This is a genomic window from Micropruina sp. (genome assembly GCF_047602385.1).
Taxonomy (GTDB): Bacteria; Actinomycetota; Actinomycetes; order Propionibacteriales; family Propionibacteriaceae; genus Micropruina.
Genome location: NZ_JASGHL010000002.1, coordinates 476,145 through 496,359, shown reverse-complemented (window position 1 = coordinate 496,359; position 20,215 = coordinate 476,145). Strand labels below are relative to the sequence as shown.

Annotated in this window: 22 protein-coding genes; 16 read left to right on the top strand and 6 right to left on the bottom strand. The window is 70.2% G+C overall.

All coding sequences use genetic code 11. The features are described from left to right. The first annotated feature begins 30 nt into the window (after positions 1-30). Positions 31-897: an exodeoxyribonuclease III gene (locus tag QM711_RS07270; RefSeq protein ID WP_415097768.1), complete on the top strand. Its 867-nt coding sequence runs from the start codon at positions 31-33 to the stop codon at positions 895-897. A gap of 67 nt (positions 898-964) precedes the next feature. Further along, positions 965-1,591 (top strand): hypothetical protein, encoded by a 627-nt coding sequence (locus QM711_RS07265; RefSeq protein ID WP_415097766.1) that lies wholly within the window; start codon positions 965-967, stop codon positions 1,589-1,591. A gap of 4 nt (positions 1,592-1,595) precedes the next feature. On the opposite strand, the gene QM711_RS07260 is transcribed toward QM711_RS07265, so the two are convergent. Together QM711_RS07260 and QM711_RS07255 are read right to left on the bottom strand one after the other, a co-directional pair. Further along, positions 1,596-2,090 carry a SixA phosphatase family protein gene (locus QM711_RS07260; RefSeq protein WP_415097764.1) on the bottom strand — a complete coding sequence of 165 codons (495 nt, stop codon included), beginning with the start codon at positions 2,088-2,090 and terminating at the stop codon, positions 1,596-1,598. A gap of 14 nt (positions 2,091-2,104) precedes the next feature. Then, the gene (locus QM711_RS07255; RefSeq protein WP_415097762.1) at positions 2,105-2,686 is read right to left on the bottom strand and encodes an inorganic diphosphatase; all 582 of its coding nucleotides are present in this window, start codon (positions 2,684-2,686) and stop codon (positions 2,105-2,107) included. Positions 2,687-2,692: 6 nt separating this feature from the next. Between QM711_RS07255 and dacB the strand changes: the two genes are divergently transcribed. The 13 genes from dacB (at position 2,693) to QM711_RS07190 (ending at position 15,397) form a co-directional block, all read left to right on the top strand. Next, positions 2,693-4,123: a D-alanyl-D-alanine carboxypeptidase/D-alanyl-D-alanine-endopeptidase gene (dacB, locus tag QM711_RS07250; protein ID WP_415097760.1), complete on the top strand. Its 1,431-nt coding sequence runs from the start codon at positions 2,693-2,695 to the stop codon at positions 4,121-4,123. Further along, positions 4,116-5,048 (top strand): zinc-dependent metalloprotease, encoded by a 933-nt coding sequence (locus QM711_RS07245; protein WP_415097758.1) that lies wholly within the window; start codon positions 4,116-4,118, stop codon positions 5,046-5,048. Before dacB ends, QM711_RS07245 begins: the two co-directional genes overlap by 8 nt. Beyond that, a complete protein-coding gene (tilS, locus tag QM711_RS07240; RefSeq protein WP_415097756.1) occupies positions 5,048-5,998 on the top strand; it encodes a tRNA lysidine(34) synthetase TilS in 951 nt (316 codons plus the stop codon). The genes QM711_RS07245 and tilS overlap by 1 nt, the downstream gene beginning before the upstream one ends. A 32-nt stretch (positions 5,999-6,030) precedes the next feature. Further along, entirely contained in the window at positions 6,031-6,582 is a 552-nt protein-coding gene (gene hpt, locus QM711_RS07235; protein WP_415097754.1) for a hypoxanthine phosphoribosyltransferase, read from the top strand. Positions 6,583-6,631: 49 nt separating this feature from the next. Continuing rightward, positions 6,632-8,752 carry an ATP-dependent zinc metalloprotease FtsH gene (gene ftsH / locus QM711_RS07230; protein ID WP_415097752.1) on the top strand — a complete coding sequence of 707 codons (2,121 nt, stop codon included), beginning with the start codon at positions 6,632-6,634 and terminating at the stop codon, positions 8,750-8,752. A gap of 1 nt (position 8,753) precedes the next feature. Further along, positions 8,754-9,317 carry a GTP cyclohydrolase I FolE gene (gene folE, locus QM711_RS07225; RefSeq protein ID WP_415097750.1) on the top strand — a complete coding sequence of 188 codons (564 nt, stop codon included), beginning with the start codon at positions 8,754-8,756 and terminating at the stop codon, positions 9,315-9,317. Positions 9,318-9,452: 135 nt separating this feature from the next. Then, on the top strand, positions 9,453-10,250 hold the full coding sequence (gene folP, locus QM711_RS07220; protein ID WP_415098633.1) for a dihydropteroate synthase: 798 nt from the start codon (positions 9,453-9,455) through the stop codon (positions 10,248-10,250). Positions 10,251-10,272: 22 nt separating this feature from the next. Beyond that, positions 10,273-10,644: a dihydroneopterin aldolase gene (gene folB / locus QM711_RS07215; protein WP_415097748.1), complete on the top strand. Its 372-nt coding sequence runs from the start codon at positions 10,273-10,275 to the stop codon at positions 10,642-10,644. Then, the gene (gene folK, locus QM711_RS07210; protein ID WP_415097746.1) at positions 10,641-11,207 is read left to right on the top strand and encodes a 2-amino-4-hydroxy-6-hydroxymethyldihydropteridine diphosphokinase; all 567 of its coding nucleotides are present in this window, start codon (positions 10,641-10,643) and stop codon (positions 11,205-11,207) included. The genes folB and folK overlap by 4 nt, the downstream gene beginning before the upstream one ends. Continuing rightward, entirely contained in the window at positions 11,207-11,719 is a 513-nt protein-coding gene (locus tag QM711_RS07205) for a DUF3180 family protein (RefSeq protein WP_415097744.1), read from the top strand. Before folK ends, QM711_RS07205 begins: the two co-directional genes overlap by 1 nt. Before the next feature lie 10 nt (positions 11,720-11,729). Further along, entirely contained in the window at positions 11,730-12,275 is a 546-nt protein-coding gene (locus tag QM711_RS07200) for a hypothetical protein (protein ID WP_415097742.1), read from the top strand. A gap of 154 nt (positions 12,276-12,429) precedes the next feature. Then, the gene (locus QM711_RS07195) at positions 12,430-12,753 is read left to right on the top strand and encodes a histone-like nucleoid-structuring protein Lsr2 (RefSeq protein ID WP_415097740.1); all 324 of its coding nucleotides are present in this window, start codon (positions 12,430-12,432) and stop codon (positions 12,751-12,753) included. Positions 12,754-12,898: 145 nt separating this feature from the next. Continuing rightward, the gene (locus tag QM711_RS07190) at positions 12,899-15,397 is read left to right on the top strand and encodes an ATP-dependent Clp protease ATP-binding subunit (RefSeq protein WP_415097738.1); all 2,499 of its coding nucleotides are present in this window, start codon (positions 12,899-12,901) and stop codon (positions 15,395-15,397) included. Positions 15,398-15,467: 70 nt separating this feature from the next. Here the strand turns inward: QM711_RS07190 and QM711_RS07185 are convergent, their stop codons facing one another. Together QM711_RS07185 and QM711_RS07180 are read right to left on the bottom strand one after the other, a co-directional pair. After that, positions 15,468-15,998, bottom strand: coding sequence for a hypothetical protein (locus QM711_RS07185; RefSeq protein WP_415097736.1), 531 nt, complete (start codon positions 15,996-15,998; stop codon positions 15,468-15,470). Positions 15,999-16,048: 50 nt separating this feature from the next. After that, complete coding sequence (locus tag QM711_RS07180; RefSeq protein WP_415097734.1) at positions 16,049-16,930, bottom strand: A/G-specific adenine glycosylase; 882 nt, start codon at positions 16,928-16,930, stop codon at positions 16,049-16,051. A gap of 70 nt (positions 16,931-17,000) precedes the next feature. Between QM711_RS07180 and QM711_RS07175 the strand changes: the two genes are divergently transcribed. Then, complete coding sequence (locus QM711_RS07175; protein ID WP_415097732.1) at positions 17,001-17,657, top strand: hypothetical protein; 657 nt, start codon at positions 17,001-17,003, stop codon at positions 17,655-17,657. A 12-nt stretch (positions 17,658-17,669) separates the two neighbouring features. Here QM711_RS07175 and disA read toward each other — a convergent pair whose 3' ends face one another. Both disA and radA read right to left on the bottom strand, forming a co-directional pair. Further along, positions 17,670-18,719, bottom strand: a complete 1,050-nt coding sequence (gene disA, locus QM711_RS07170) for a DNA integrity scanning diadenylate cyclase DisA (protein WP_415097730.1) — start codon at positions 18,717-18,719, stop codon at positions 17,670-17,672. A 62-nt stretch (positions 18,720-18,781) separates the two neighbouring features. Beyond that, positions 18,782-20,188, bottom strand: a complete 1,407-nt coding sequence (gene radA / locus QM711_RS07165) for a DNA repair protein RadA (RefSeq protein ID WP_415097728.1) — start codon at positions 20,186-20,188, stop codon at positions 18,782-18,784. Between the last annotated feature and the right edge of the window lie 27 nt (positions 20,189-20,215).

The following is a 20,215-nucleotide window of genomic DNA, read 5'->3' as shown; positions in this document are numbered from 1 at the left end:
CTGCCGCGCAACCTCACGTAGCCTGACCGGATGCGGATCGCGACCTGGAATGTGAACTCGGCCAAGCAGCGGGTGCCTCGGTTGTTGCCCTGGCTGGACCAGCGGCGTCCGGACGTGGTGTGCCTGCAGGAGACCAAGCTCACCGAAGACGCCTTCGCGGAGCTGTTCGCCCAACCGCTGGCCGAGCGAGGTTACGAGTTCGCCAGCAACGGCCAGGGCCAGTGGAACGGGGTCGCGCTGCTCTCCAAGGTCGGTCTCGCGGACGTCGAGCGCGGCTTCCCGGACATGCCGGGCTTCCCCGAGCCCGAGGCCCGGGCGATCAGTGCCGACTGCGGCGGCATCCGGGTGCACAGCCTGTACGTGCCCAACGGCCGCGTCCCCGACTCCGACCACTACCGCTACAAGCTGGACTGGCTGGCCGCGCTGCGGACGAGTGTCGCCGCGGGTCCGACGCGCGTCGCGTTGTGCGGCGACCTCAACATCGCGCCGGCCGACGCCGACGTGTTCGACCCTGACGCCTACATCGGCCAGACGCACGTCACCCCGCCCGAGCGATCCGCGCTGCAGGGCCTGCTGGACCTCGGCCTGCATGACGTGGTGCGCGATCGCTGGCCGACCGAGCGGGTGTTCAGCTATTGGGACTACCGGGCCGGAATGTTCCACCAGGATCTCGGCATGCGGATCGACCTGGTCCTCACCGACGAGGCCACGGCGTCCAGGGTGGCGGCGGCCTGGGTCGATCGGCAGGCCCGGAAGGGCACCGGTCCGAGCGACCACGCCCCGGTGATGATCGATCTCGACGAGGCCCCGGACGGCGACATCGGCCCGGTGGTGCCGCCGCCGTCGGCCGCGCGGACGCCGCGCCGCGGCGCCCGCAAGCTTCCGCAGTCGCGCTGAGCGACGGCGCGGCGCCGGGCTGTGCCAGAATCGACGGGCGACCGTCCGCCCCGATCGGAGTTTGTTCATGGTGTTGTGCGAGGCCTGCGGCCTGCGGCTGTTCGAGCACGCGCTGCACTGCCCGCGCTGCGGACGCGCGGTATCGGCGGTGGACCCCGAATCGGCCGAGACGCCGAGCGCGACGCCCTCCGACGACGCGGCCGACGACAGCGGCCCCGATCACGATCGACCCGGCGACGCGGACTGGGACCCGGACGAGACGACCCGGTTCCGTCCCGTCGAAGGCTCTCGGCGCAGCCTGCGGAACACCATCGCGCTGGTCGGCCTGGCCATCGCTTTGGTTGCGGCGGTGGCGAGCCTGGCCTGGCTGATCGGCCAGACCGTCGGGGCCCGTCCGGTCACCACGGTGGTCACCTCGCCGTCGCCCACCTCGACCCCGCCGAGCAGCACGCCGCCGCGCAACTCCGTCATCTGCACCCACGAAGTCGCTCGCAGCACGAACACCAGCTGCGCCCTGGCCACCCGGGTGCTGTCGGCGGTCCGGACGCTGGGTACTGATCTGCCCGACACGTTCCGGGTGACCATCGTCGACCCGCAGAGCCGCAAGAACGTGACCTTCGTCTGCGCCGTCAAATCCTGGATCGAGTGCACCGGCGACCACGACGTCCGGGTATTCGTCCGCCGTCAGGTCTGACGACTCAGCCCGGATCCGGGGCCAGTCGCGCCGACACCAGGGTGGCCGTCCGCAACTTCGCCCACGAGCAGTGCACCGTCAACGTCGACAGTGTGGCCGGCGGGTAGCGGTAGGCGATCAGCGATCGTGCCTCGGCATCGGACGAGCCGTCGGCGAGGAGATGGGCGAGCGCGGGGATGCCGGGAGCATGCCCCACCACCACGACATTCGCGCAGCCGTCGGACATGCTCAGCAGCTCGTCCAGGATGGTCATCGCACCGGCGTTGTAGATGGCCTCGCAGGACCGGATCGGCACCCCGAGACCGAGTGCCTCGGCGGTCTGCATGGTCCGGGTGGCCGACGAAGCCAGGACCAACTCGATCCTGGCGCCGCGCAGGTGCGCACCCACCCCACGCGCCTGCTGGACGCCGCGGGCGCTGAGCCGGCGCGCGTGATCGCCACCGGGACCCGACGTCTGCCAGTTGGCCTCGGCGTGCCGGAGCAGGTGCAGTGTCCTCACGCTGCCCTCGGCTCTCACTCGTTCTCGGCGCGAGTGAACTCGTTCTCGTAGTCGGTGCCCCTGGCCCGCAGCCAGCTCTGATAGATCTCGGCCTCCGCTTCGGTGCGGCCGACCCAGACGGCGCCCTCCACCGATTTGCCCGGCTCGAGATCCTTGTAGACCGCGAAGAAGTGCTCGATCTCCAGCAGGGTGAGCTGCGGCAGATCCTTGAGCTCGGTCAGGTAGTCCTGGCGCTGGTCGGCGGTCGGGATGCACAGCACCTTGTCGTCGCCACCCATCTCGTCGGTCATCCGGAACATCCCGATCGCCCGGCACTCGATCAGGGCGCCCGGGAAGGTGGCTTCGGGAACCAGCACCATGGCGTCCAGCGGGTCACCGTCCTGGCCCAGGGTGCCCTCGATGAAGCCGTAGTCGTTGGGGTACTGGGTGGAGGTGAACAAGGTCCGGTCCAGTCGGATCCGACCGGTGTGGTGGTCCATCTCGTACTTGTTCTTGGTGCCCTTGGGAATCTCGATGGTGACGTCGAAATGCAGGGTCGGCTGGATCTTGGGGCGGCTGAAGTCGGCCACTACGGTTCCCCTCTCGAAGGCTGTCATGATGGCGTGGATGCCACGTTCGACACTATCGCCAACCATGCCGGGGGCAACATGCCGCGGCCGGTAACTCGCGCCGTTACCCGCCTCGCCCGCAACGCTGTGCTGGTGTTGCTGGCCGTCGTCGTCGTGGTCGCCGGAGCGCTGCTCGCCGTCCCGCAGTGGCGCGCGGCGGTGCTGCCCGCCGCGGACGGAACCGGGCCCGCCGGACCGCCGTTCGGGTACCGGGAACCGGCGACCGCTGGACCGCCGGAGCTGCCGCTCGATGCGCTGGCCGAGGCTCCGGCGCCGACCGCGAAGGCGCTGCTCGGGCGCCTGCCCAAGCTTGCCGCGAAGGTCGCCGGGACGAGTTCGGTCCTGGTGCTCGATCCGCAGACCGGCCGGACGCTGATCAACCGGGGCAACCGGCCGGCGATCCCGGCGTCCACCATGAAGCTGCTCAGTTCGCTGGTTGCGCTGGAGACCCTGGGCGAACGTCGCAGCTTTGCCACCACCGTTCTCTCGCCGCGCCGCGGTGTGCTGATCCTGCGCGGCGGGGGAGATCCGCTGCTGACCGACGCCCGGACGCCCGGACGGGCCTCGCTGCAGGATCTTGCGGCCGCCACCGCGGCCGGCCTGCGCCGCGGTGGCGTCGGCAAGGTGACGATCGGGTACGACGCCGGCCTGTTCACGGGCCGGGCCTGGCACCCGCGCTGGACGGACAACTACCGCTATTCGGTGGCGCCGATCAGCGCGCTGACGGTGAACCGCGGTCGCGACCGGACCGGCAAGGCCGACGACAACCCGGCCCGCACCGCTGCCAAGGCGTTCGCCGCCCGGCTGGCGAAGGCCGGCATTGTGGTGGGCGCGGTGAAGCCGATGAAGGCCGCGTCCGACGACGACCAACTGGCCTCGGTGAGTTCGCCGGACGTCGCCGACATCGTCGAGCACAACCTGCGCTACAGCGACAACACCGGCGTCGAGACGTTGACCAGGCAGGTCGGGCTGATCGCGCGCCGGGGCGGTGACTTCGCCGGCGGCACCCGGGCCGTCCGTGAGACGTTGAAGCGGCTGGGCTTGTGGGCCCCCGGCATGGTGGTCGACGACACCTCCGGGCTGAGCCGGCACAACCGGGTGACCCCGGTCGTCCTGGCCAAGGCGATGCAACTGGTGGTCACCGAGAACCGGTTCCGGGCGCTGCTGCCCGGCCTGCCGGTGGGCGGGGTGTCGGGCACGTTGACCGACCGATTCGACGACGCCGGAGAGCGGGCCGGCCGGGGCATCGTGCGGGCCAAGACCGGAAGCCTGCGCGATGTGACCACGCTGGCGGGTTACCTGGTCACCGCCGACGGGTCTCCGCTGATCTTCGTGCTGATGGCGAACCGGGTGTCCCGGCCGGTGGCGGTTCGCGACTGGATGGACACCGCGACTGCTCGCTGGGCGGCCTGCGGCTGTGGCTGAGCGGGTGTGGCCGGGCCGGCTGCCCGCGATCGACTGGCGAGTGGCCGCGGCGACCGGACGGCTGCTGGCGCCGGCCGGACCACAGGTGAGTCGCGGCGAGGCGGCTGACGCGGTGGCCGACCTGCGGGCCTGCGCCACCCGGGCCACCGATGCGGTGGCCGCGGTCAGCGGACTGTCGGCGGCGCTTCCCGCCGAGGTGTTGGTGCTCGGCCGCTCCGGCTGGATCGAGGCGGCCACCGCGATGACCGCGGCGATGCTGCACAGCGCCGGCCAGGCGCCGGCGGTGACCCCGCTGGAGCGGCTGGCGGCTGGTGTGGCCGGGGGACAGCTGGGTGCCGCGCTCGCCTTCGTGGCCACCCGCATCCTCGGCCAGTTCGACCCCTACTCGGCGTCCCCGCGGCTGCTGCTGATCGCTCCCAACATCGTGGACACCGAGCGGACGTTGAGGGTCGAGCCGCACGGCTTCCGGCTCTGGGTCTGCCTGCACGAGCAGACCCACCAGCTCCAGTTCGGCGCCGCGCCATGGCTGGCCCGGCATCTGCTGAACCTGCTCGGCGAGGTGCTGGACGGCGCTCCCGGCGCGCTGGACCGCGTGACCGCGGTGATGTCGCTGCTGGAGGGCCATGCGAACGTGGTGATGGACGCCGCCGGAGCCGACCTGGTGCCGCAGACCGCGCAGCTGCGGGCGGCTTTCGACACCGGGCGCAACGCCGGCGGACTGGTCGAGGTGATGACCCGGGTCTTCGGCCTGCGCGCCAAACGCGAGCAGTACCTGCGCGGTGCGGGCTTCTGCCGGGCAGTGCTCGCCGAGGGCGGATTCAGCGCCCTCAACCACGCCTTCGACGGACCCGCCTCGCTGCCCACCGCCGGCGAGCTGGCCGAGCCGGCGGCCTGGCTGCGGCGCGTCCCGGGGCGGGCCGGCTGATGGCGCGACGGGCGCTCGGGCCGGCCACGCTCGCAGTCGTCGGCGCCGTGGAGCGGATCCACTCCGGCGAGGACGTGGTGGTCGCCTGCTCCGGCGGCGCCGATTCGCTGGCCCTGGCTCACGGCGTCCGGCTGGCCGCGCTGCGGCTCGGCTTCGCGGCCCGGGCGATCGTGGTCGACCACGGCCTGCAGAACGGCTCGGCGGCCCACGCCGTCGGAGTCGCGGACGGCCTGGGCCGGGCGGGGCTGCCGGCGGAAGTCGTCTCGGTCGAGGTTCGCCCGGACGGCTCGGGACCGGAGGCGGCCGCCCGCGCGGCCCGCTACCGGGCACTGACCGAGAATCAGCTTGCGGGGGAGTCGTGCTATCTCGGGCACACCCTGGACGACCAGGCCGAGACGGTGCTGCTCGGCCTCGCCCGCGGCTCGGGCCTTCGGTCGCTGGCCGGCATGCGTCCGGTCCGCGACGGCTTCGTCCGGCCCCTGCTGGAGGTGCCGCGGGCCACCACCCGCGACTGCTGCCGAGAGCTGGGCCTGGACTGGTGGGAGGATCCGCACAACACCGAACCGCGGTTCGCGCGGGTCCGGGTCCGGGAGGTCGTGCTGCCCGTGCTGGAGCGCGAGCTGGGCCCGGGGATCGCCGCCGCGCTGGCTCGGACCGCCGCGCTGGCAAGTCAGGACGCGGACGCCCTCGACGAGCTCGCCGCCGCGATCGAGGCGCCGGAGCAGTTGCCCTGCGCCGCTGTCGAGGGTTTGCCGGGAGCGCTGCGGCAACGCGTGCTCCGGCGCTGGCTGCTGGCGCGCGGCGCGGCGGAGGTGCAGCGCGGCCACCTCACCGCCGTCGCCGCGCTGATCACCGACTGGCACGGCCAGCGTTGGGTCGATCTCCCGCGTCTGCGGGTCCTCCGCCGGAGCGGCCTGCTCGTCGCAGAGCCACCGCCAAGCGGGTGGTGAACGTTCGGCTCAGGTTTCGCTAAGGTGCGCGTGTGGACGCCAGCGACCTCCGGTCCGATTTCATCGACGTGCTGTACAGCGCGGACCAGATCCAGGAGCGACTGCAGACGCTCGCCGCCGAGATCGAAGCCGACTACGCCGGTCGGGAGCTGCTGCTGGTCGGCGTTCTGAACGGTGCGCTGATGGTGATGGCGGACCTGTCCCGCACCCTCACCCGGCACTGCGAGATGGACTGGATGGCGATCTCGTCCTACGGCTCGGGCACCCAGAGTTCCGGCGTCGTCCGCATCCTGAAGGACCTGAACACCGACCTGGTCGGACGTCATGTCCTGGTCGTCGAGGACATCGTCGACACCGGCCTGACCCTGGCCTACCTGATCCAGAACCTGAAGTCGCGCAACCCGGCCAGCCTCGAGGTGATGGCCATGTTCCGCAAGCCGGACGCACTGAACAGCCCGGTCGAGGTCAAGTACGTCGGCTTCGACCTGCCCAACGAGTTCGTCGTCGGCTACGGACTCGACTACGCGGGCCGGTACCGCAACCTGCGCGACGTGGCGACGCTGTCGCCGCACGTCTACTCCTGACCTATCCTTGGGGGTCGGCGGCGGACGCCGCGCTCAGCAAAGGTGGGTAATGAAGGCTCAACGACTGTTCCGGGGACCGATCCTGTGGATCATCCTGGCGTTCCTCGGGATCGCGCTGCTGATCGACTACATCGGCAATGCCAATGGGTACCAGCAGAAGCCCACCTCCGAGGTGGTCGCGTTGATCAACAGCGACACGCCCCTGAAGGAAGTCGTCCTGGTCGAGGGCGAGCAGGACATCCGGGTGGAGCAGAAGGACGGCGTCAAGGTCCGGGCGAAGTGGATCGGCAACCAGAGCCAGCAGATCATCGAGCGGCTGAACCAGCGGATGGCCGGCGGCAGCCTGGAAAGCTGGCGCGGCGACGTCCCGCAGCAGGGCATCTGGAGCATGCTGTTGTTCACCATCGGGCCGTTCATCGTGATCGGGCTGATCTTCTTCTTCCTGCTCAACCAGATGCAGGGCGGCGGCAACCGGGTGATGGGCTTCGGCAAGTCGAAGGCGAAGCTCGCCACCAAGGACACCCCGCGAACCATGTTCAGCGACGTCGCCGGTTGTGAGGAGGCCATCGAGGAACTGCAGGAGATCCGCGAGTTCCTCTCCGAGCCGGCCAAATTCCAGGCCGTCGGGGCCAAGATCCCCAAGGGCGTGCTGCTCTACGGCCCGCCCGGCACCGGCAAGACCCTGCTGGCCCGGGCGGTGGCCGGCGAGGCGGGCGTCCCGTTCTTCTCGATCTCGGGTTCGGACTTCGTCGAGATGTTCGTCGGCGTGGGTGCGTCCCGCGTCCGCGATCTGTTCGAGCAGGCCAAGGAGGCCGCGCCCGCCATCGTCTTCATCGACGAGATCGACGCGGTCGGACGGCACCGCGGCGCCGGCATGGGTGGCGGCCACGACGAACGCGAACAGACCCTGAACCAGTTGCTGGTCGAGATGGACGGCTTCGACGTCCGTGGCGGCGTGGTGCTGATCGCTGCCACCAACCGACCCGACGTCCTCGACCCGGCGCTGCTGCGACCGGGCCGGTTCGACCGGCAGATCCCGGTCGAGGCCCCGGACATGAAGGGCCGGCTGCAGATCCTCCGGGTGCACGCCGCCAACAAGCCGATGGCCCCGGACGCCGATCTCGAGTCGGTGGCCAAGCGCACGCCGGGCTTCACCGGTGCCGACCTGGCCAACGTGCTGAACGAGGCCGCGCTGCTGTGCGCCCGGCAGAACCAGCGCTACATCACCAAGGAACACCTCGACGAGGCCATCGACCGGGTGATCGCCGGCCCGCAGAAGCGCTCCCGGATCATGAACGAACGCGAACTGCTGATCACCGCGTACCACGAGGGCGGCCACGCGCTGGTCGCCGCGGCGATGCCCGGCACCGACCCGGTGCAGAAGGTGACCATCCTGCCGCGAGGACGCGCGCTCGGGTACACGATGGTGATGCCCGATCAGGACAAGTACTCCAAGACCCGCGGCGAACTGCTCGACCAGCTGGCCTACATGATGGGCGGCCGGGCGGCCGAGGAGTTGGTCTTCCACGACCCGACCACCGGTGCCGCCAATGACATCGAGAAGGCCACCAACACCGCCCGCGCCATGGTCACCAAGTACGGCATGACCGAGCGGCTCGGGGCGGTCAAGCTCGGCAGCGACTCCGACGAGCCGTTCCTCGGCATGCAGGCCGGGATGGGTGGCGGTCACCGCGACTACTCCGACGCGATCGCCGCGGCGATCGACAACGAGGTCGCGGCGCTGATCAACACCGCTCACCAGGAGGCCTTCGACTGCCTGGTCACCAACCGTGAGGTGTTGGACGAGCTGGTCCGCCAGTTGTTCGAGAAGGAGACTCTCGACAAGGATCAGGTGGCGAAGATCTTCGAGGCGCTGGTGCGCTGGCCGAAGCGGCCGGCCTGGACGGGGTCCGACACCCGGGTGCCGTCCGACCTGCCGCCGGTCGACCCGCCGCCGCCGGCGCCCAAGCCGGAACCGACCTACGGGCCGCCGCTGCTCGGGCCGAACGGGAGCATCCAGGTGCCGGTGCCGACCACCCCCGGTGGTGGTCTCCCGCAGCCCCCGCAGGACCCGTCCCAGCCGCAGCCGCCGTGGCAGCCGCCCTACGGTCACCAGCCTCCGTACGGCCAGCAGCCGCCCGCGGGGTGGGCTCCGCCGCCGGAGCGCTGAGGTGGCGGTCGACCAGCCGCGGGTGGCGGCTGCCGTTCGCGAGCTACTGGCGGCGATCGGCGAGGATCCCGACCGTGAGGGGCTGCGCGCGACGCCGGACCGGGTCGCCCGCGCCTACGCCGAGATCTTCGGGGGGCTGGACGCCGACGCGGCCGGTGTGCTGGCCACCACCTTCGACATCGCCCACGACGAGATGGTGCTGGTCAAGGACATCGAGGTGTGGAGCACCTGCGAGCATCACCTGGTGCCGTTCACCGGCGTCGCGCACGTCGGATACATCCCGTCCGCGGACGGCCGGATCACCGGTCTCAGCAAGCTGGCCCGGTTGGTCGACGTCTTCGCCAAGCGCCCGCAGGTACAGGAACGGCTGACCACTCAGGTGGCGGACGCGCTGGTCGAGCACCTGCAGCCGCGCGGCGTGATCGTGGTGATCGAGTGCGAGCATCTGTGCATGACCATGCGGGGAGTCCGCAAGAGAGGCTCCAAGACGGTCACCTCCGCCGTCCGGGGCAGCTTGCGCGACCCCGCCACCCGGTCCGAGGCGATGAGCCTGATCCTCGGCTGACCCATCCAGGGCTCCCCTGACTACTTTGGGCTCGCTCAACTCAGCGAGCCCTGAATAGTCCGGCGAGCGGTTGCTGAGATCGCCCAATAGGCTGCCGGGGTGAGGCAGCTGAGGGACGCCGGCCGGACCCTGGTGATGGGGATCGTCAACGTCACGCCGGACTCGTTCTCGGACGGCGGCGATTTCCTTGCCACTGACCGGGCGATCGCGCACGGCCTCGACCTGCTCGCCCAGGGCGCGGACATCGTCGACGTCGGCGGTGAGTCGACGCGACCGGGGGCCGCCCGGGTCAGCCTGGCCGAGGAACTCGGCCGGGTGCTGCCGGTGGTCGATGCGCTCGCCGCCGCCGGTGCCACGGTCAGCGTCGACACCATGCGGGCCGAGGTGGCCCTGGCCGCGAGCGAGGCTGGGGCGGTCATCGTCAACGACGTGTCGGGTGGTCTGGGCGATCCGGACATGCTTGCGGCCGTCGCCGGGTCGGGCCTCGGCTACATCGCCATGCACTGGCGGGGCCAGTCCGACGTGATGCAGGATCTGGCCGTCTACGACGACGTGGTGGCCGACGTGTGTGCCGAACTGGCCGGACGCCGGGACGCCGCGCTGGCGGCGGGCATCGCGGCCGGGGATCTGGTGCTCGACCCGGGCCTGGGGTTCGCCAAGACCACGGCACAGAACTGGACCCTGCTGGCGAATCTCGACGCGCTGGCCGACCTCGGCCAGCCGCTGATGGTGGGCGCCTCCAGGAAGCGCTTCCTCGGCGAGTTGTTGGCCGGACGCCCCCCGAAAGAACGCGACGACGCAACCGTCGCGCTCACCACGCTGCTCGCCCAGCGCGGGGTGTGGGCGGTGCGCACCCACGCCGTCCGAGCGCATGCGGACGCGATCGCGGTGGTGACCAGGCTGGCCGGCGAGGCCGGCGGCGGCGTGCAGTAGTGTCCTGGGCGGAGGTGAGCGCATGGCCGAACCGACTCCCGACCGGGTCCGACTGAGCGGAATGCGGTTCCGCGCGACCCATGGGGTGTATGACTTCGAGCGGGTCGAAGCCCAGGACTTCGTCGTCGATGTGGATTGTGAGTTGGAGCGTCCCGCGGAGTCCGACGAGCTTGCCAGCACGGTGGACTACGCCGAACTGTCCGGCGCCATCGCAGCCGATGTCACCGGCCAGCCGGTGAACCTGATCGAGACTCTCGCCGAGCGGATCGCGGCCACCTGCCTGAGCCGGCCGCAGGTGCGGGCGGTGCAGGTCACCGTCCACAAACCCGGCGCGCGGATGCCGGTCGAGTTGACCGATATCGCGGTCACCATCACCAGGAGGCGCCCCCGATGACCGATTTCCACCCGAACGCACCCCTGGGGATCGACGTCGACACACTGTCGGGCATGCTGCCGCTGCGTCCGGTGGTGTTCTCGATCGGGTCGAATCTGGGCGATCGCCTCGCCTTTCTGCAAGGTGCCGTCGATCTGCTCCGGATGACCCCGGCGCTTACCGTCACCGACGTGTCGCCGGTGTTCGAGACGGCACCGGTCGGCGAAGTCATCGATCAGCCCGACTTCCTGAATATCGTGGTGCTGGCCGAAAGCACGTTGGCGTCGCTGGTGCTGCTCGAACGGGCCCAGGCGATCGAGACCAATTTCCGCCGCACCCGCGAGATTCCCGGCGGCGCGCGCACCCTCGACGTCGACCTGGTGACCGTGGGCGATCGGGTCAAGAACACTCCGGTGCTCACGCTGCCGCATCCGCGCGCGCACCAGCGCGCCTTCGTGCTGGTGCCGTGGCTGGCCATCGACCCGGGCGCGGCGATTCCTGGACGCGGCCCGGTGGCTGACCTGCTGCCGGTGACCCAGACCTCCGGGGTGCGGCGCCGCGACGACCTCACCATCGATCTGTGATGCCGGAGCCTCGGCCGAGCGTCGAGCGCACCGGCCGCACCGTGCTGATCATCGCGGCGGTGGTGGGTGCCGGCCTGGCCTGGATCACGATGTCGAGTGCCGAGAGCTTCGGTTGGCCGATCCCTCCGGTTCCGCCGTTCACCGCGGCCGCGGTCGCCGTGCTCGCACTGGCCACCTGGCTGGCGGCGCGCTGGACTCATCGCGCCGTGCAGCTGCAGCACCAGGCCGTTGAGCCGGCTCGCGCCGTTGCGCTGCTGCTGGCCGGGAAGGCGGCACTGATCGGCGGCACCGCGCTGGCCGCCGGCTACGGCATGGTCGCCGTGCGCTACCTGCCCAGCTTCGACGCCGAGGCACCGCGCGAGCGGGTGCTGTCGGCAGCCGCGGCGGCGGTGCTCAGCATCGCCCTGGCATTCGCCGGCTGGTCCTTGGAGAGGGCCTGCCGGATTCCGCCCGATGACGAATCCCGCGACGCGCCCGGCCCCGACGACGCCGACCGAAGCGGGCCCGGTTAGGCTGCCCGTCGTGAAGCCGCAATCGGGTCGCGTCCGCCGCCCCCAGCAGGGTCGGGTCGTCTCGTGGGCGGTGCTCGGGGTGGTCAGCTGCGGTGCCGGCCTCGCCCTGATCTTCGGCGACCTGCCCGCCCGCGCTCTCGGGCTGGCGGCCCTGGTGAGCGGTGCCGCGCTGGCCTGTCTGCTGGCCTGGCGCGAGAACCGGGCAGCGCAGCGGGTCCGGGCGGCCCACGCGTTGCACGAGGCTTTGCTCTTCGCCGAACAACTGCATGCCGAACGGGTGCGCCATGGTGTGGTCGTGGACGCGCTCAGCCGGCGCAATGCCGCCGTTCGCGCGCAGGCGGAACTTGCCGCCCGCAAGATCTGTGCGTTGCGGCGCGAAGTTTCCACGTTGCGTGGAAATTATGAAGCGTTGCGCGTCGAACTCGAGTTGCAGGCCGTCCTTGAATCCGATGCGCAGGTCGTCGAACTCGGACGCCGCGACGCGACGATCGATCCCTGGGTCACTGCGCGTGAACTCTGGCGGCGCGACGAACCCGACTTCCGTCGCCCGGCCTAATCCGATTAGGTGAACTAAATCCCACGATAAGGCGCACATCGTTGCCCGATTGTTTTGCGCGAGTATTGATTTCCTGTAGTCTGTTCACACCCTCGACCGGCTGGGGGAACGGTCGGGAAGCCAAGTCACACACACTCGTGGGAGGGATTTACACATGGCGCAACGCATCGTCTATCGACTAGAGGATGACCTGGACAACTCCGAGGCGTCCGAGACGATCGTCTTCGGCCTTGATTCGGTGAGCTACGAGATCGACCTGTCGGAAGGCAATGCCGCGAAGCTCCGTGACCTGCTGGCGCCGTATGTGGCCGCCGGACGCCGGGTCGGGGGCAGGCGGAAGACCGCCGGCCGCCGGCGCTCGGGAAACAACTCGGCGACCGAGATCCGGGCCTGGGCGAATGAGAACGGCTACACGGTGTCCACCCGTGGCCGCGTGCCCGCCGAGGTGCGCGAGGCTTACGAGCGGGCGCACGCCTGAGCGGCAGTGATAGCGAACAGTGAACGGCCCCGGGTGATCTCCCGGGGCCGTTCGCCGTGGGCGAAGACGGAACAGATGCCCGGACGCCCGGGTTGAATACACTGAGGGTGCCCGGGTCTCCGGGTGCCGACGTGAGGAGTGCGAAATGTTCGACCGGTTCACCGACCGAGCGCGGCGGGTGATCGTCCTGGCACAGGATGAGGCACGCATGCTGAACCACAACTACATCGGCACCGAGCACATCCTGCTCGGCCTGATCCATGAGGGCGAAGGTGTTGCCGCGAAAGCGCTGGAGGCCCTCGGCATCTCGCTGGAGGCTGTCCGCGAACAGGTCGAAGAGATCATCGGTCAGGGCCAGCAAGCGCCGACCGGGCACATTCCGTTCACTCCGCGGGCCAAGAAGGTGCTCGAGCTTTCGATGCGCGAGGCACTGCAGATCAACCATCCTTACATCGGCACCGAGCACATTCTGCTCGGGCTGATCCGTGAGGGCGAGGGCGTGGCGGCCCAGGTGCTGATCAAGCTGGGTGCCGACCTGAACCGGGTGCGCAACCAGGTGCTGCAGCTGCTCAGCGGCTTCCAGGGCAAGGAGGCGGCGACCGCCGGCGCACCGGAGACCGGGCCGCAGCAGCAGGGCTCCTCGATTCTCGACCAGTTCGGCCGCAATCTCACGCAGGCCGCCCGGGAGAACAAGCTCGACCCGGTGATCGGACGCGAGAAGGAGATCGAGCGGGTGATGACGGTGCTGTCTCGGCGCACCAAGAACAACCCGGTGCTGATCGGCGAACCCGGTGTCGGCAAGACCGCCGTCGTCGAGGGACTGTCCCAGGCGATCGTCCGCGGCGACGTCCCCGAGACCCTGCGCGACAAGCAGATCTACACCCTCGACCTGGGTGCGCTGGTGGCCGGTTCGCGTTACCGCGGCGACTTCGAAGAGCGTCTGAAGAAGGTGCTCAAAGAGATCAAGACCCGCGGTGACGTGGTGCTGTTCATCGACGAGATCCACACCCTGGTGGGTGCCGGTGCCGCTGAGGGCGCGATCGACGCGGCGTCCATCCTGAAGCCGATGCTGGCCCGCGGCGAACTGCAGACCATCGGTGCCACCACGCTTGATGAGTACCGCAAGCACATCGAGAAGGACGCCGCGCTGGAGCGCCGGTTCCAGCCGATCCAGGTCGCCGAGCCGTCCATCGCGCTGACCATCGACATCCTGCGCGGGCTGCGCGACCGTTACGAGGCCCACCACCGGATCACCATCACCGACGCGGCGCTGATCGCCGCGGCGCAGCTGGCCGACCGGTACATCTCCGACCGGTTCCTGCCCGACAAGGCGATCGACCTGATCGATGAGGCCGGCGCCCGGCTGCGGATCCGCCGGATGACCGCCCCGCCCGATCTGCGCGAGTTCGACGAGCGGATCGCCAAGGTGCGGCTCGAGAAGGAGGCCGCGATCGACGCCCAGGACTTCGAGCGCGCCGCCCGGTTGCGCGATGACGAGCGAAAGCTGCTGATCGCCCGCTCCGAGAAGGAGGAGGCCTGGAAAGTGGGCGACTCCGACGTCCCGGCCGAGGTCGGCGAGGAAGAGATCGCCGAGGTGCTTTCGTCGGCCACCGGCATCCCGGTGTTCAAGCTCACCGAAGAGGAGTCGTCGCGGCTGCTCCGGATGGAGGACGAGATCGGCAAGCGCTACATCGGCCAGCAGGACGCGGTGAAGGCGTTGTCCCGGTCGATCCGGCGTACCCGCGCGGGTCTGAAGGATCCGAAGCGGCCGAGCGGTTCATTCATTTTCGCCGGGCCTTCGGGTGTCGGCAAGACCGAGCTGACCAAAGCACTCACCGAGTTCCTGTTCGGCGACGAAGATGCCCTGATCACCCTCGACATGAGCGAATACTCCGAGAAGCACACCGCCTCGCGGATGTTCGGTTCACCCCCTGGATACGTCGGCTACGAAGAGGGCGGGCAGCTCACCGAGAAGGTCCGCCGCAAGCCGTTCAGCGTGGTGCTTTTCGACGAGATCGAGAAGGCTCATCCGGACATCTTCAACTCGCTGCTGCAGATCCTCGATGAGGGCCGGTTGACCGACGCGCAGGGCCGGGTGGTGGACTTCAAGAACACCGTCATCGTGATGACCACCAACCTCGGTACCCGGGACATCTCGAAGGCGGTGAACCTGGGCTTCAGCCAGTCCTCGGACAGCGTCAGCAGCTACGAGAAAATGAAGGCAAAAGTCTCCGACGAACTCAAGCAGCACTTCCGTCCGGAGTTCTTGAACCGCGTCGACGAGATCGTGGTGTTCCACCAGTTGTCGCAGGCCGATATCGAGCGGATCGTCGATCTGATGGTTGCCGAGATCGAGACCCGGCTGCGAGATAAGGACATGGGCATCGAGCTCACCCACGCGGCCAAGGCGCTGATCGCCAAGCGGGGATTCGACCCGGTGCTGGGCGCTCGTCCGCTGCGTCGCGCGATCCAGCGCGACATCGAGGACATCCTGGCCGAGAAGATCCTGTTCGCCGACATCCATCCGGGCGAGATCGTCCTGGTCGACGTGGCGCCTGCGGGTTCGGAGTTGCCGTTCACGTTCAACGGCGTCCCGAAGGCGGAGCTGCCGGACGTGCCGGCGCAGTTGGGTCAGGCCAACTAGCCTTCGCCGGGCAGACGCCACCAAGGCCCCGGGGATGTCTTCCCCGGGGCCTTGTGCTGCTCGTCGGAGGTCAGCTCCAGGCGAAGACCGCAATCGCGAGCACGATCACCCCGACGAAGAGCAGCGTGATCAGGGTGCCGACGATGCCGAGTGCGTAGCCGGCGGTGAGGGCGCCCGAGGCGCGGTACCGTCCGGGTTCGGCCCGCATCTCGCGGCGGCCCTTGGCGCCCAGATACCAGGCCACCGGGCTGATGAACGGGAAGGCCATGAACATGGCCGCCAGACCCACGATGCCCAGCACCAGCGCGGTGATGGCGAGCGGGTGCTCCGGCAGTTCACCGGGGCCTCCGTAGGGCAGCCGTTGACCGAAGTTGTAGGCGGCGCTCGGCGACGGGTACTGCGGCTGCGGCACCAGCAACCCGAACTGTTGCGGCTGCGACCAGCCACTCGGCTCGGCAGGATCATGCGGCTGCGGGACGGGGTTGGTGTAGGCGGTCGTCGGCTGGTCAGCGGCCGGCGGTTGTTCCGCGCGCGCCGGCTGTGGACGCGGGGTGCCGAAGCCATCGCCGCTGGCCCAGGGCGAGTACGGCTCGTTGCTCATGGTGCCTCCTGAATCCTTACCAGGATACGAGGCAGGGTGGCGGTTGCCGGCTAGAGCCGGTAGCCGCCCGTCTCCGCGACCACCAGCCCATCGGCGACCAGGGAGTGCAGCGCCCGGGTGGCCTGGGCGTGGTCCGGCCAGCCGTCGAACAGGTCGGCGACGGACGCGGGCGTGGCATCCGACCGGATCCGCAACCGGTGCAGCAGATGCCCGCGGGCCGCCCGGTCGGTGCCCGCGTAGAGCTGGCGGCGCCTGGGCGGGCCGGGTGGCCGTCCGGCGGCCAGCCAGCGGCAGTCGTCCCGGACGGGGCACTGGGTACACCCGGGATTGCTGGCCCGGCACAGCTGGGCGCCCAATTCCATGGCCGCCACCGACCAGCGCGCTGCCTCCGGGCGCTCGGGCAGCCACGCCTCGGCACGGCTCCGCTCCGCCGCGGTCGGGGCGCCTTCCGGGGTGTCGGTGCCGCCGTCCAGCCGGGCCAGCACCCGCCGGACGTTGACGTCGAGCACAACCCGGCGGGTACCGAAGGCGAAGCTGGCGATTGCGGCCGCGGTGTAGTCGCCCACCCCGGGCAGGGCGCGCAGCGCGTCCGGATCGCTGGGAACCTCGCCGGCGTGATCCTCGACGATGGCGACGGTGGCGGCGTGCAGTCGCTGGGCCCGACGCGGGTACCCCAGCCGTCCCCAGGCCCGGATCGCCTCGCCCACGGGCTCCGCGGCCAATGCCGACGGCGTCGGCCAGCGATCCAGCCACTCTCGCCACGGTGCCAGGACGCGGCGCACCGGCGTCTGCTGCAGCATGAACTCGCTGACCATGATCGCCCACGGAGAGACATCGGACGCCCGCCACGGCAGGTCGCGGGCATGCCGGTCGTACCAGTCGACGATCGTCGCGGCCAGGCGCGGGCGGTCCAGCGGTGCGGTGGTGTCCATCGGTGGACACTGTAGGGCTGACCGGCGTGGTGTCCCGCCGGTGCGAGCCGGACTGCCTACCCTTGGCGGCATGAGCGAAGTGCTGACAGGCAAGGGCCCGCAGCCACCTGTCGTGTACTGGATCCGGCGCGGCCTGGTCGCCCTGATCGCGGTGGTCGTGATCGGCCTGCTGGTCTGGGCCTTCCTGCCGAAGAACACGCCCACCGCCGCAGTACCGGCGACCACTGACACCCCGAGCGTCGGCACCCCGGCCGCCGAGACCCCAACCGCGCCGCCCAGCGGTGCCGGTACCGGTGGGACGCCGACGCCGAGCACCACGAAGCCGGCCGCCCCGGTCGCCTGCGAACCGATCGGCGTCCAGCTCTCGGTGAAGGGCTTCAAGAGTGTGAAGTCGGGCAGCAAGCAGACGTTCATCGTGACCGCTGAGAACAACACCGCGCTGCCCTGCGTGATGGAGATCGCGCCGGCGACGTTCGTGCTGCGGGTGGTGTCCGGCAGCGACCCGGTGTTCAGCACCGCGCACTGCGACAAGTGGTTGCCCACGGTGAAGAAGCAGACCCTGAAGGCAGGCGGCGCCGTCGAGTTCAAGGTCAACTGGACGACGTTCCGGTCGGCCGCCGGCTGCAAGCAGGCCAAAGACATCCTGGGCGCGGGCACCTATGTCGCCACCGCCGCCTACAAGGAGAGCGCGACCACCCGGTTCGCCTTCCAGCTGACCAAGAGCTGACCGCCAGGACGGTCAGTCGAGGCGCTCGGCATAGGCCGATTCGGCCAGCCGGATCAGGCCCTCACGCACGGTCCGGGCAATTCCGTAGTCGACGCCGTCCACTCCGAGCAGATCAGCGGTGCTCGCACCGAAAAGGCCCTGCAGGCTGCCGAAGTGACTGACTAGGGCGTCGGCGACCGCGGCGGGCAGGCGTCCGATCTGGGCGAGTTGGCGGTGCCCGAGCGGGGTGAGCCGGCGGCTGACATCGTCGCCCAGCCCGCAGGCCTGGGCGATCAGCGCGGGATGCGCCAGATCATCGGTGTCCAGCCCGGCGAGTCGGCTCAGCCGCAGCTCGCAGGTCTCGTGGCTGTAGTCGCGCTCCAGTGCGGCCGCCAGGGTGTCGAGGCCGGCCACCAGCTCCTGCAGCTGCAGCCGGACCAGCCGTCCCTCGGATCCGAGTTCGATCGCATAGCCGTTCAGCTCGTGCTGCAGCCGGCGCACCATCTCCAACCGTTGGGCGATCACCGCGACATCGCGGACGACGGCGGCGTCCTGCACCTCGGCGGCGGACAGCCGGACGGTGGCTTCGGTGAGCCGGTCTCGGTAGCGGGCCAGCGTCGCCAGCGCCTGGTTGGCTCGGGCCAGCAGTTGTTCGGGCCGCTGGACTATCCAGCGGGTGCCGTCGACGAAGAGCGAGATGGTCGACATGGACGCCGACACGGTGACCGTCGGCACCCCGATCTGCCGGGCCACCCGGTCTGCGGTCCGGTGCCGGGTGCCGGTCTCGGTGGTCTCGACGGCGGCGTCCGGCATCAAGTGGACGCCGGCGAACAGGATCCGGTCGAGGGCGTCGTTGAGGATGATGGCGCCGTCCATCTTGGCCAGTTCGCGCAATGCGGTCGGTGTGAACGCGACGTCGATGGCGAACCCGCCGGTGCTCAGCGCCTGCAGCCGGGCGTTGTTGCCGAGGGTGACCAGTGCGCCGGTACGGCCGTGCACGATCCGGTCCAGGCCGTCGCGAACCCCCGTCCCGGGGGCGATCAGGCCCAGCGCTCGATTGAGCCGGTTGGACAGGACGTTCACTTCGATGACCTCGGGGTTTTCCTAGGGGCGCTATATCGACAGTCTACGGCCTGAAGCTGTGCTCACCCCTCGGCCAGCCGAAGGATCGGTCCATTGGGATTGCGGCGCTTCGGTGGCCGCAGCGCGAGCAGATCGACGGCCGCCTCGACGGTGGCAACCTCGACGATCTTCATGCCGGGCAGTTTCACCGCGGTGCCCGGCGGCACCAGCGCCAGTTCGAAACCGAGCCGCCTGGCCTCGGCCAGCCGCCGATCCAGTCCGGCCACCCGGCGGAGCTCGCCGGACAGCCCCACCTCGCCCAGCGCGATCACCGGACGGTGGAAGGCCAGCTCGGCGGACGCCGACGCGACCGCCAGCGCGACTGCCAGGTCGGCGGCCGGATCGATCAGCCGGGCACCGCCGACGGTCGAGACGTAGGCCTCCTTGTTGTGCAGCCGCACCCTGGCCTTGCGCTCCAGCACGGCCAGGATCACTGACACCCGTCCCGAATCGAGTCCGTGGGTGACCCGCCGGGGAGTCTGCGCCGCCGAGACCGCCACCAGCGCCTGCACCTCGCCGAGCAGCGGCCGTCGTCCTTCCAGAGTGACGGTCACCGCGGTGCCCGGCACCGGTTCCGCGCGGGTGGAGGCGAACAGGCGGCTCGGGTCGGCGACCTCGCGAATGCCGTCCTCGGTCATCTCGAAGCAGCCGACCTCGTCGGCCGGACCGAACCGGTTCTTGGACGCCCGCACCAGCCGGAGCCCGCTGTGCCGGTCGCCCTCGAAGGACAGCACCACATCGACCAGATGCTCCAGCAGGCGCGGACCGGCGACCGTGCCGTCCTTGGTGACGTGGCCGACCAGCAGCACCGGCAGCCGGCGCTGTTTGGCCACCCTGACCAGCGCGTTGGTTACCTCCCGGACCTGGGCCACACCGCCGGTCACCCCGTCACTGCCGCTGACCGTGACCGCCTGAACCGAGTCGAGCACCAGCAGCTCGGGAGCGCTCTGCTCGATGTGGGCCAAGATGGCGCCCAGGTCGGTCTCGGCCGCCAGGTACAACTCTTCGGCGAGGGCGCCGATCCGTCCGGCTCGCAGCCGCACCTGGGCCGCCGACTCTTCCGCGGAGACATATAGGGTGCGGCGTCCGCCGGCCGCCCAGCGACTGGCGACGTCGAGCAGCAGGGTGGACTTGCCGACGCCGGGCTCACCGGCGAGCAGCACCACCGCTCCGGCGACCAGCCCCTGCCCGAGCACCCGGTCGAGTTCGGCGACCCCGGTGGGTACCGACGCCGCCTCGGAGACCGGGACGTCGCGGATCGGACGGGCGGGCCCGGTCGGGGTGCCGCGCGCGACAGCGCTGCCCGAACCGGACGCGGCTGCCTGTGGCGCCATCGAGCCCCAGCTCTGGCACTGGTTGCAGCGACCCACCCAGCGGGCGCTCGTCCAGCCGCATTCGGAGCAGCGGTGGGCGGTGGTGTTCTTGGCCATGCCCCGCAGGCTAGAGGGCCGCGCCGA

Coding starts and splice junctions, on each gene's coding strand:
- QM711_RS07185 (WP_415097736.1), bottom strand. CDS start 15,998: ATGAGCAACGAGCCGTACTCGCCCTGGGCCAGCGGCGATGGCTTCGGC.
- QM711_RS07270 (WP_415097768.1), top strand. CDS start 31: ATGCGGATCGCGACCTGGAATGTGAACTCGGCCAAGCAGCGGGTGCCT.
- QM711_RS07175 (WP_415097732.1), top strand. CDS start 17,001: ATGAGCGAAGTGCTGACAGGCAAGGGCCCGCAGCCACCTGTCGTGTAC.
- radA (WP_415097728.1), bottom strand. CDS start 20,188: ATGGCCAAGAACACCACCGCCCACCGCTGCTCCGAATGCGGCTGGACG.
- folB (WP_415097748.1), top strand. CDS start 10,273: ATGGCCGAACCGACTCCCGACCGGGTCCGACTGAGCGGAATGCGGTTC.
- tilS (WP_415097756.1), top strand. CDS start 5,048: ATGGCGCGACGGGCGCTCGGGCCGGCCACGCTCGCAGTCGTCGGCGCC.
- ftsH (WP_415097752.1), top strand. CDS start 6,632: ATGAAGGCTCAACGACTGTTCCGGGGACCGATCCTGTGGATCATCCTG.
- QM711_RS07180 (WP_415097734.1), bottom strand. CDS start 16,930: ATGGACACCACCGCACCGCTGGACCGCCCGCGCCTGGCCGCGACGATC.
- QM711_RS07195 (WP_415097740.1), top strand. CDS start 12,430: ATGGCGCAACGCATCGTCTATCGACTAGAGGATGACCTGGACAACTCC.
- folP (WP_415098633.1), top strand. CDS start 9,453: ATGGGGATCGTCAACGTCACGCCGGACTCGTTCTCGGACGGCGGCGAT.
- QM711_RS07190 (WP_415097738.1), top strand. CDS start 12,899: ATGTTCGACCGGTTCACCGACCGAGCGCGGCGGGTGATCGTCCTGGCA.
- folK (WP_415097746.1), top strand. CDS start 10,641: ATGACCGATTTCCACCCGAACGCACCCCTGGGGATCGACGTCGACACA.
- QM711_RS07265 (WP_415097766.1), top strand. CDS start 965: ATGGTGTTGTGCGAGGCCTGCGGCCTGCGGCTGTTCGAGCACGCGCTG.
- QM711_RS07255 (WP_415097762.1), bottom strand. CDS start 2,686: ATGACAGCCTTCGAGAGGGGAACCGTAGTGGCCGACTTCAGCCGCCCC.
- QM711_RS07205 (WP_415097744.1), top strand. CDS start 11,207: ATGCCGGAGCCTCGGCCGAGCGTCGAGCGCACCGGCCGCACCGTGCTG.